10 protein-coding genes and 1 pseudogene are annotated in these 8,961 nt (G+C 73.5%); 3 read left to right on the forward strand and 8 right to left on the reverse strand.

Annotated features, from left to right (window positions below; genetic code table 11):
• Positions 1 to 119: 119 nt before the first annotated feature.
• On the forward strand, positions 120 to 713 hold the full coding sequence (locus AC07DA_RS30540; protein ID WP_479131470.1) for a potassium channel family protein: 594 nt from the start codon (positions 120 to 122) through the stop codon (positions 711 to 713).
• Here the strand turns inward: AC07DA_RS30540 and AC07DA_RS30545 are convergent.
• The 4 genes from AC07DA_RS30545 to AC07DA_RS30560 form a co-directional block, all read right to left on the reverse strand.
• Entirely contained in the window at positions 710 to 1,171 is a 462-nt protein-coding gene (locus AC07DA_RS30545) for a DUF7144 family membrane protein (RefSeq protein ID WP_479131471.1), read from the reverse strand. The genes AC07DA_RS30540 and AC07DA_RS30545 overlap by 4 nt on opposite strands.
• A gap of 70 nt (positions 1,172 to 1,241) precedes the next feature.
• Positions 1,242 to 2,006, reverse strand: a complete 765-nt coding sequence (locus tag AC07DA_RS30550; RefSeq protein WP_479131472.1) for an aminoacyl-tRNA hydrolase — start codon at positions 2,004 to 2,006, stop codon at positions 1,242 to 1,244.
• Between the two features lie 81 nt (positions 2,007 to 2,087).
• Positions 2,088 to 2,267, reverse strand: coding sequence for a hypothetical protein (locus AC07DA_RS30555; RefSeq protein ID WP_479131473.1), 180 nt, complete (start codon positions 2,265 to 2,267; stop codon positions 2,088 to 2,090).
• Positions 2,268 to 2,321: 54 nt separating this feature from the next.
• A complete protein-coding gene (locus AC07DA_RS30560; protein WP_479131474.1) occupies positions 2,322 to 3,839 on the reverse strand; it encodes an FAD-dependent oxidoreductase in 1,518 nt (505 codons plus the stop codon).
• A gap of 85 nt (positions 3,840 to 3,924) precedes the next feature.
• On the opposite strand from AC07DA_RS30560, the gene AC07DA_RS30565 reads away from it, so the two are divergent.
• Positions 3,925 to 4,323: an ArsR/SmtB family transcription factor gene (locus tag AC07DA_RS30565; RefSeq protein ID WP_479131475.1), complete on the forward strand. Its 399-nt coding sequence runs from the start codon at positions 3,925 to 3,927 to the stop codon at positions 4,321 to 4,323.
• Entirely contained in the window at positions 4,320 to 4,805 is a 486-nt protein-coding gene (locus AC07DA_RS30570; RefSeq protein ID WP_479131476.1) for an SRPBCC family protein, read from the forward strand. The genes AC07DA_RS30565 and AC07DA_RS30570 overlap by 4 nt, the downstream gene beginning before the upstream one ends.
• Before the next feature lie 60 nt (positions 4,806 to 4,865).
• Here the strand turns inward: AC07DA_RS30570 and AC07DA_RS30575 are convergent, their stop codons facing one another.
• The 4 genes and pseudogenes from AC07DA_RS30575 to AC07DA_RS30590 form a co-directional block, all read right to left on the reverse strand.
• Positions 4,866 to 6,248: a PhoX family protein gene (locus tag AC07DA_RS30575; RefSeq protein WP_479131477.1), complete on the reverse strand. Its 1,383-nt coding sequence runs from the start codon at positions 6,246 to 6,248 to the stop codon at positions 4,866 to 4,868.
• A gap of 90 nt (positions 6,249 to 6,338) precedes the next feature.
• Complete coding sequence (locus tag AC07DA_RS30580; protein ID WP_479131478.1) at positions 6,339 to 7,205, reverse strand: slipin family protein; 867 nt, start codon at positions 7,203 to 7,205, stop codon at positions 6,339 to 6,341.
• A gap of 155 nt (positions 7,206 to 7,360) precedes the next feature.
• Positions 7,361 to 8,854: a SulP family inorganic anion transporter gene (locus AC07DA_RS30585; RefSeq protein WP_479131479.1), complete on the reverse strand. Its 1,494-nt coding sequence runs from the start codon at positions 8,852 to 8,854 to the stop codon at positions 7,361 to 7,363.
• A gap of 14 nt (positions 8,855 to 8,868) precedes the next feature.
• Positions 8,869 to 8,961: pseudogene (locus tag AC07DA_RS30590) on the reverse strand (carbonic anhydrase); the annotation flags it as partial.

Raw genomic sequence — 8,961 nt, forward strand, 5'->3', positions numbered from 1 at the left:
GCCCAGCCGTCGGCGGCCGAACCCCGCGCGGGGCTCCTTCAGAGCAACATTTGAGGTTCGCCCCCACCGACGGAGTCCCCGGACTCGCGCCGCCCGGCGAGGCGTCGTAGACCGGATCCATGCGCGAAGGCAGCGAACGGGCGCACCGCCCCGCGCGGGAACGGCGGTGGAGGCCGGGGGCGGCCCCGGCCTCCGGCCGTCGGCTGCGGGCCGCGGCCGGCGCCCTGGTGGTGGCCGTCGGCACGGCCTACTTCCTGCTGCCGCTGGAGGGGCTCGGCGCCGACCGCCCCTGGCTGGGCTGGCCGCTGTTCGTCCTGTGCCTGGCCGTCGTGGCCGCGCTGCTGCTGCGCCAGGTGCGCGACGTGGTGCTGGAGAGGCCGCACGCCCGGTCCGGCCTCATGATCGCCCTGCTGATGTGCCTCGCCGTGCTGGTCTTCTCCTCCGGCTACTACGGTCTGGCGCAGCAGCCGGGCCAGTTCTCCGGCCTGCGCACGCGCGTGGACGCGCTGTACCTCACCGTCGTCACGCTCGCGACCATCGGCTACGGCGACATCACTCCGAGGGGGCAGGAGGCCCGCCTGGTGACGGTCGTGCAGGTCCTCTACACGTTCGTCTTCCTCACGGCGGCGGCCACCGCGCTGACCCGGCGGCTGCACACGCTGGTCGCGGAGCGGGACCGGCGCACGCCGCCGTCCGGGTCCGGCGGGCCCTAGGCGACGCGGCCGGAGCGGTAGTTGAACACCGACCACAGCACGAACAGACCGGTCACGATCATGATGATCGACCAGAAGGGCTGGTACGGCAGCCACATGAAGTTCGCGATCAGCGCCAGGCCGACCACGACCGCGGCGACGACGCGGGCCCAGGTGGCGCCGGTGAACAGACCGAACCCGGCCGCCACCACGAGCACGCCGACGATCAGGTGGATCCAGCCCCACGCGGTCAGGTCGAACTCGAAGACGTAGTCGCCGAAGCTCGTGTACACCTCGTCGTCGGCGATCGCCGCGATGCCCTGCAGCACCGCGAAGAGACCGTAGACGACCATCAGGGTGCCGCCGAGAGCGAGGCCCCCGGCCGCCCACGAGTCACCGGAACCGCTCGGGCCGCCCCCGCCCGGCGTCCGGTCGTCGGGCGCGGGAGGGGCGGGGGGAGGGGGCGCGGCGCTGGTCATGGCTGCCTCCTGGGTCGGGGTTGTCCGGTAACCCCACTGGAGCACTCGTCCGCTTCCGCCGCGCCCGTGGTTACTCCGAACGGGTGGATTCCGGGTCGCCGGTCCCGTGCCGTTCCCGGCGCAGCGCCGGGTGGTCGGCGACGACCGTGCACGAGCCGGGCGCGATCTCCGTGAACCCGGCGTCCCGCACCAGCGGCAGTCCGCTGCCCGTCAGTCCCGGCCAGCGGGCCGGATCGGCCGTTCGCACGGCCAGCGGGAAGCCCGCGTCCCGCCATGCGGTGCGCTCCGCGTCGGACAGCTCCCACCAGGCCAGCTGCGCGGCGTGCCCGGCCTGGGCCATCGCCTTGCCCGCCGACATGCCGAGCCCGGGGTTGAGCCAGAGCACGGGCACGGCCGGGCCGGCGTCGCCCGGCGCCCGCGGATCGTCCAGGTCGGTGCCGGAGACCTGGAGCCGGGCCAGGTCCTTGGGCCAGCCGTCCAGCGGGACGGGCGGGAAGACCCGCACCTCGGCCGACTCGCCGGTGACCGTGATGCCGGGCAGGGCTGCGGCCCGCCGCCACTCGGCGCCGCGCGCCCGGCGCACCACCTTGCGGATCCGGGCGTCCTGCCAGTCCCGCATCGCCCGCGCCCACGCACCGTCGCCGGCCGACCGCTCGTCGGCCAGGATCGTCAGGACGGCCCGCGCGGCCGTCTCCAGCGCGTCGGTGCGCGCCGGCGGGTCCGCCCGCTCGATCCGCACGACCAGCGGCAGCACGAACTGCGGTGCCGCGTCGCGCGCCGAGGGGTCGGACCGGAAGGGGGCGGTGGCGTTCACGGGCGTCGGGTCTTCGCTCACGCACCCCAGTGTGCCAGCCGGAAGATCACGGCAGACCGGCCCGGCGGCCGCCGGCCACGACCGCCCCCGCTCGCCCGTGTGTCAGCCCGAGCAGGCCGTGCGCTGGGCCTCCTGCCACTCGCAGACCGGGCAGAGCGTGATGCCCTTGTACGACTCCGGGTACTCCGTGGGCTCGCGGCACAGCACGCACTCCGCGTACGGCGGCCCCTCCGCCCGGGGTGGCCGGGCCGCGTCGATCAGGCAGTAGTCGTTCTCGCTCATGTCTCTCCAGCCTAGGCCGGTCGGGCCGGTCGGGGCCGTCCGCCCGCGGCCCGCTCAGATGTCCCGCCGTTCCAGCGGCTTGGTCGCCGGGCCCTGGATCACCTTGCCGTCGGTGTCGAAGCGGGAGCCGTGGCAGGGGCACTCCCAGGCGCGCTCGGCGGCGTTGAAGTCGACCAGGCAGCCCAGGTGGGTGCAGCGGGCGGAGACGGCGTGGAGGGCTCCGTCGTCGTCCCGGTAGACGGCGACGCGTTGGCCGCCGGCCCGGACCACGGCCCCCTCACCCGGCGGCAGGGACTCCACCGGCGGCGAGGGCCGCAGCCGGTCGCCCACGAAGTGCCCGGCCACCTTGGCCTGGGTCTTGAGGAACGACGGCGCCTCCCGCACGGCGGGCTTCAGCCGGCGCGGGTCGTACAGGGCGCTCCACTCGCACTCCTCGCCGGTGATCTGCGCGGCGAGCAGGCGGCCCGCCATCATGCCGCCGCTCATGCCCCAGCCGCCGAACCCGGTGGCCACGTACGTGTGCCGGGCGCCCTGGTGCAGCGGGCCGACCAGCGGGACGGTGTCGGTGGGGCTGTTGTCCTGCGTGGCCCACCGGTGGGTGACGTCCAGGCCGGGGAAGTGCCGCGTGGCCCAGGTGGTGAGGCGCTCCAGCCGCTCCCGGGTGTCGCCCGTGCCGGGCGTGAAGTGCTCGCCGGTGACGATGAGCAGGCGCCGGTCGCCGTCGTACGGGGCCGTGCGCACCGAGCGGGTGTTCTCGTCGGGCGTGATGAACATGCCGCCCGGGTCCTGCCCCGCGGGGACGGTCCCGGCGACGACCAGTTCGCGCTTCGGCGTGAGCCGGGTGAACAGCAGGGCCCGGTCGAAGACCGGGTAGTGCGTGGCGACGACGACGTCCCGGGCCCGGACCGTCGCCCCGGTCGCGGTCGACAGCCGGCACGGCTCGCCCTCCTCCAGGCCGAGGACGGTGGTGTCCTCGAAGATCCGCCCGCCGTTGCCGGCCAGGTCGGCGGCGAGGGCCAGCAGGTACTTGCGCGGGTGGAACTGCGCCTGCCCGGTGACCCGGACCGCGCCCGCCACCTCGAAGGGCAGCCCGGTCTCCGTCACGAACTCGGCGGGCAGCCCGGCCTCGGCGGCCGCGCGGGCCTCGGCCCGCAGCTCGTCGACCTTGCCGGGGTCGCGGGCGTAGGTGTAGGCGCTCCGCGCCTCCCAGTCGCAGTCGATGCCGAGCTCCGTGGCGATCCCCGCCGCGCGCTCGATCGCCTCGGACTGGGAGCGGGCGTACAGCCGCGCGCCCTCGGGGCCGCGGGTGCGGCGCAGTTTGTCGTAGACGAGCGAGTGCAGGGCGGTGACCTTGGCGGTGGTGTGCCCGGTCACGCCGGCCGCGATCCGGCCGGCCTCCAGCACCGCCACGCTCCGCCCCGCCCGTGCCAGCTCCCACGCCGTGCACAGTCCGGCGATGCCGCCGCCGATCACCGCCACGTCGACGTCCAGGTCCTCCGCCAGCGCCGGATGGCGGCCGTCCGGTGCCGTGTCGAGCCAGTACGAGCTGCTGACCTGCTGCTTCTCGCTCATGTGGCACCGAGTACCCCGAGGCGCCCGCGTCAGTGCCGGGCGGGGCGCTTTACACGAGGAGCCGCCGGGGCTAACGTACAACCAAATGGTTGTAGATGAGTGGACCGACGAGACGGTGGACCGGCTGTTCCACGCCCTGGCCGACACCACGCGCCGGGACATACTGCGCCGCTGCGTGCGCGGGGAGCTGTCGGTGTCCCGGCTGGCCGAGGCCTACCCGATGAGCTTCGCGGCGGTGCAGAAGCACGTCGCGGTGCTGGAGCGGGCGGGGCTGGTCACCAAGCAGCGCAGCGGACGGGAGCAGCTCGTGCGCACCGACCCCGAGGCGGTGGGCCGCGCGCGCCGCGCGCTCGACGAGCTCGAGTCGGCGTGGCGCGGGCGGGTGGACCGGATGGCCCGGCTGCTCGCCGAGGATCCCGGGGCGTCCCGGCCGGGGCCGTCCGCGACCGGAGAGAACGACACCACGGAAGGGCCCGACAGATGAGTGTCACCAGTGTCGACAAGGACCTCGACCACCTGACCCTGACCCTGGTCGCCGACTTCGCCGCTCCCGTGGAGCGGGTGTGGCGGCTGTGGGCCGATCCCCGGCAGCTGGAGCGCTGGTGGGGTCCGCCGGCCTACCCGGCGACCGTGGAGGAGCACGACCTGACCCCCGGCGGCGAGGTCACCTACTTCATGACCGGGCCGGAGGGCGACCGCCACCGCGGCTGGTGGCGGATCACCTCGGTCACCGAGCCGACGGCCCTGGAGTTCACCGACGGCTTCGCCGACGACGACGGCAAGCCCAAGGACGACATGCCGACCATGTCCGTGTCGGTCCGGCTCAGCGAGCGCGAGGGCGGCACCCGCATGGAGATGCGCTCCCTCTTCGACTCCCGCGAGCAGATGGAGCAGCTGATCACGATGGGCATGGAGGAGGGCCTGAAGGAGGCCGTCGGCCAGATCGACGCCCTGCTGGCCGGCTGACCGGCCGGCCCCGCTCGCCGGCCGGGTCCCGGGTGTCCCGGGCGGCGAGCGGCGAGGCGGCTAGCCGCGCCAGGGGCCGGTCACCGCGAACGTGGTGCCGGGGGTGTAGCAGTTGACGTACATGGTGTCGCCGTCGGGCGAGAAGGTCACCCCGGCGAACTCGCCCCACTCGGGCTCCCCGGGGCCGCCGATGTCCTGCCGGTTGCGGGCCATCGCGTAGACGGCGCCGCGCCGGGTCACGCCGTACACGTGCTGGGCGCCGTTGCCGTCCTCGCAGACCATGAGGCCGCCGCCGGGAGCCAGGCAGATGTTGTCCGGCGACTCGCCCGGCAGCTGTACGTCGGTGTCCGGGCCGAAGACCACGACGAGGGTCAGCCGGCGGCGCTCGGGGTCGTAGCGCCAGACCTGCCCGTAGTGGTCGGCCGCCGAACCGTCGCCCGTGCGCGCGAAGGACGACACGAAGTACACCGACCGGCCACCCCAGTAGCAGCCCTCCAGCTTCTGCGCGTGGGTGATGCCCCGGCGCCCGAAGTCCTGCAGCCGGATCGGCGTCTGCGCGGCCTGCGGGTCGGGGACGTCCACCCACTCGACGCCGTCGAACGCGGCACCGGTGTCCTGGATCGTGGACAGGTCGGGCACGCCGGGCACGCGCATCGCCTGCAGCCGCCCACCCGCCCGCAGCGAACCCCGGCCGCCCAGCGGCCGGTCCGGCAGGAAGCGGTAGAAGAGGCCGAAGGGCCGCTCGAAGGCGTCCTCCGTCTCGTAGACCACGCCCCGCCGCGGGTCGACGGCGATCGCCTCGTGCTGGAAGCGGCCCATCGCGGTCAGCGGCACCGCCCCGGTCCGGCGCGGGTCGGCCGGGTCGACCTCGAAGATGAAGCCGTGGTCCTTGGTGTAGCCGTTGGTGCCCGCCTTGTCCTCGTTCTCCTCGCAGGTCAGCCAGGTGCCCCAAGGGGTGGGCCCGCCCGCGCAGTTGACGGCCGTGCCGGCGATGCCGACGCGTTCGGACAGCACGTGGTTGCGGGAGTCCAGGGTCAGGGTCGTACAGCCGCCCTTGGCGGCCGGGTCGTAGGTGAGGCCGTCGACGGCCGGAACGGGGATCCTGCCGTTGTGGCGGTTCTCGTGGTTGCGGACCAGGTGGACCCGGCCGCCTCTGCCCCCGAAGGCCGACATGCCGTCGTGGTTGGAGGGGACCGGGCCCTCCCCGGACCGCAGCGGGTCGCCCTCGCGGGAGAGGATCCGGTAGCGGAAACCTTCCGGCAGGTCGAGGACGCCCTTCGGGTCGGGGACGAGGGGGCCGTAGCCGGTGCGGCCGAGCGGCTGGGCGGCGGCGCTGCCGGCGAAGAGTTCGGACAGGGCACCGGAGAACGCGATCCCGAGGCCCAGGGCACCCGTTCCGGCGAGCACCTGACGTCGTGTGGCGGTGGGGCCGGTTTCGGTCATGGGGAAACCTTCCTGCTGGCGGACAGGAACTGTGATCCCGCTGTGTCTACCACCTGGTGCCGGTGGCGGGAACCACGCGCGTAGCGCGGGTCACTGCTCGACCGCGTGCCGCAGCTCCTCCATGGCCTTGCGTGCCTGGTCGGCTCGCTCGACGGTTTCTTCCACCGGTGCCGGTGCCGGTGCGCCCTGCCCGCCGGCCTGATGGCCCCGCTCCAGGAAGCGCAGCAGCTCCACCGGGATGGGCAGCACCAGCGTGGAGTTCTTCTCCGCCGCCACCGCCATCACCGTCTGCAGCAGCCGCAGCTGCAGCGCCGAGGGCGTGTCGGCCATCTGGTGGGCGGCCTGGGCCAGCTTCTTGGACGCCTGGTACTCGGCGTCCGCGTTGATCAGCCGGGCCCGCCGCTCCCGGTCGGCCTCGGCCTGGCGGGCCATGGAGCGCTTCATGGTGTCCGGCAGGGACACGTCCTTGATCTCGACGCGGTCGATGGTCACGCCCCACTCCACGGCCGGGCTGTCGATCATCAGCTCCAGGCCCTGGTTGAGCTTCTCCCGGTTGGACAGCAGGTCGTCCAGCTCGCTCTTGCCGATGATCGACCGCAGGGAGGTCTGGGCCATCTGCGACACCGCGAAGCGGTAGTCCTCGACGTTGACGACCGCGGCCGCCGGGTCCACCACTTTGAAGTACACCACCGCGTCCACCCGCACGGTCACGTTGTCGCGGGTGATGCCCTCCTGCGCGGGGACGGGCATGGTCACGATCTGCAGGTTGACCTTGCGCATCCGGTCCACCCCGGGGATCACGGTCGTGAACCCGGGCCGCCGCACGTCCCCGTGCAGCCGCCCGAGGCGGAAGACCACCCCGCGTTCGTACTGCCTGACGACCCGCGCCGCCGCGGCCAGGTACACCAGGCCGGCGGCGCCGACCGCCGCCACCGCCCCGATCAGCTCCTCGACCATGCCGACCTCCTCGCTCAGAGGTCCCGTTCCGGGTACTTCTGCAACGATATGCCGGGATCGCGGGTCGGGGCCATGCCCTGGTGGGGCCGGGGCCGGACGCACGAGGTCCGGGGCGCGCGGGCCGCGCGCCCCGGACCGGGAGAGCCGGCGTCCGGCTAGGCCGCCGTGACCTTCTCGCCCTCCGGCGACGCCTCGGTCTCCGTGACCTTCACCGGCTCCGTGCCCGTCGCGCTGTGGCGCGCGGCCCAGTTCTCCAGGGCCGTGCGGCAGGCGTGGTCGAGGTGGTGCAGACCCGAGAGGTCCAGCTCGACCGGACGGTCCTCGGGCAGCGCCTCCAGGCTGTCCAGGATCTTCGGCAGCCGCACGAAGGTCGCGTTGCCCGACAGGTACACCTGGATCGGGCCGGCGCCCTTGTCGACGACCTGCAGCTTGACGTGCGAGGCCTCCCAGGCGGTCTTGACGACGGCCAGGGCCAGACCGATGAGCACGCCTTCGAACATGTTGACCACGACGATCGACACGGCTGTGACGACGAGGATCAGCGCCTCACCCTTGTGCGCCCGCCACAGCACCGTGATCTGGCGGAACGGGATCAGCTTCCAGCCGGCGTGCACGAGGATGCCGGCCAGGGCGGGGACCGGGATGAGCGCCAGGGCCCACGGCATGGCGGCGGCGAACAGCAGCAGCCACACGCCGTGCAGCACCCGGGACGCCTTGGTCCTGGCGCCCGCGCTCACGTTGGCGGAGCTGCGCACGATGACCGCGGTCATCGGCAGCGCGCCGAGCAGACCGCACAGGGTGTTGCCCGCGCCCTGGGCGATCATCTCCTTGTTGTACTCGGTGCGCGGGCCGTTGTGCAGCCGGTCCACGGCCGCTGCGCTGAACAGGCTCTCCGCCGAGGCTATGAGCGCGAAGGCGATGATCGTGCCCCAGATGGCCGGGCTGGCCAGCTCGCCGAACGCCTCGGAGCCGGGCGGCTGGATGACGCCGAGCAGGCCCTCCACCTGGACGGTGGCGACGGGCAGGCTGAACGCGAGCGTGGCGACCGTGGCCAGGACGACCGCGGCGAGGGCGCCGGGCACGGTCCGGACCGCCTTCGGCGTCTTCTTCCACAGCACGATGACGGCGATGGTGCCCGCGCCGATCGCGAGGGAGGTCAGCGCCTCACTGCTGGAGAACGCGTCGGCGAACGCCCCCGGCAGACCGGCGATCTTGCCCAGGCCGGTCTCGGGGGCCTTGAGGCCCGCCGCCGCGTAGACCTGGCCGGCGATGATCACCAGTCCGATGCCGCAGAGCATGCCCTCGACGACCGAGACGGATATGGCGCGGAACCAGCGGCCTATGCCGGCGAAGCCCATGGCGAGCTGGAGCAGCCCGGCGATCAGCACGATCACGCCGAGCGTGGCCACCCCGAACTCGCTGACGGCCTCGAAGACCAGCACGGTGAGGCCGGCGGCGGGCCCGGACACCTGCAGGCTGCTGCCGGGCAGCAGACCGGTGACGAGTCCGCCCACGATGCCGGTGACCAGACCCAGTTCGGCGGGGACGCCGGAGGCGACGGCCACGCCGACGCACAGCGGCACGGCGACCAGGAAGACGACGATGGAGGCGAGGAAGTCCTGCCTGAGATGAGGGAACTTGGACAGCATGGTCACCCGCCCCCTCAGAGCGTCTCGAACGTGTCGGTCTCCGGGCGGTGTTCCCGCACGAGGCCGGTGTGGACCTCGTAGTACCAGCCGTGCAGCTGGAGTTCGCC

Source organism: Streptomyces sp. NPDC044921, from assembly GCF_056432865.1.

Bases quoted from the DNA above. Each gene is read 5' to 3' on its own strand.
- AC07DA_RS30555 (WP_479131473.1), bottom strand. From the start codon at position 2,267: ATGAGCGAGAACGACTACTGCCTGATCGACGCGGCCCGGCCACCCCGG.
- AC07DA_RS30565 (WP_479131475.1), top strand. From the start codon at position 3,925: ATGGTTGTAGATGAGTGGACCGACGAGACGGTGGACCGGCTGTTCCAC.
- AC07DA_RS30585 (WP_479131479.1), bottom strand. From the start codon at position 8,854: ATGCTGTCCAAGTTCCCTCATCTCAGGCAGGACTTCCTCGCCTCCATC.
- AC07DA_RS30580 (WP_479131478.1), bottom strand. From the start codon at position 7,205: ATGGTCGAGGAGCTGATCGGGGCGGTGGCGGCGGTCGGCGCCGCCGGC.
- AC07DA_RS30570 (WP_479131476.1), top strand. From the start codon at position 4,320: ATGAGTGTCACCAGTGTCGACAAGGACCTCGACCACCTGACCCTGACC.
- AC07DA_RS30540 (WP_479131470.1), top strand. From the start codon at position 120: ATGCGCGAAGGCAGCGAACGGGCGCACCGCCCCGCGCGGGAACGGCGG.
- AC07DA_RS30545 (WP_479131471.1), bottom strand. From the start codon at position 1,171: ATGACCAGCGCCGCGCCCCCTCCCCCCGCCCCTCCCGCGCCCGACGAC.
- AC07DA_RS30560 (WP_479131474.1), bottom strand. From the start codon at position 3,839: ATGAGCGAGAAGCAGCAGGTCAGCAGCTCGTACTGGCTCGACACGGCA.
- AC07DA_RS30575 (WP_479131477.1), bottom strand. From the start codon at position 6,248: ATGACCGAAACCGGCCCCACCGCCACACGACGTCAGGTGCTCGCCGGA.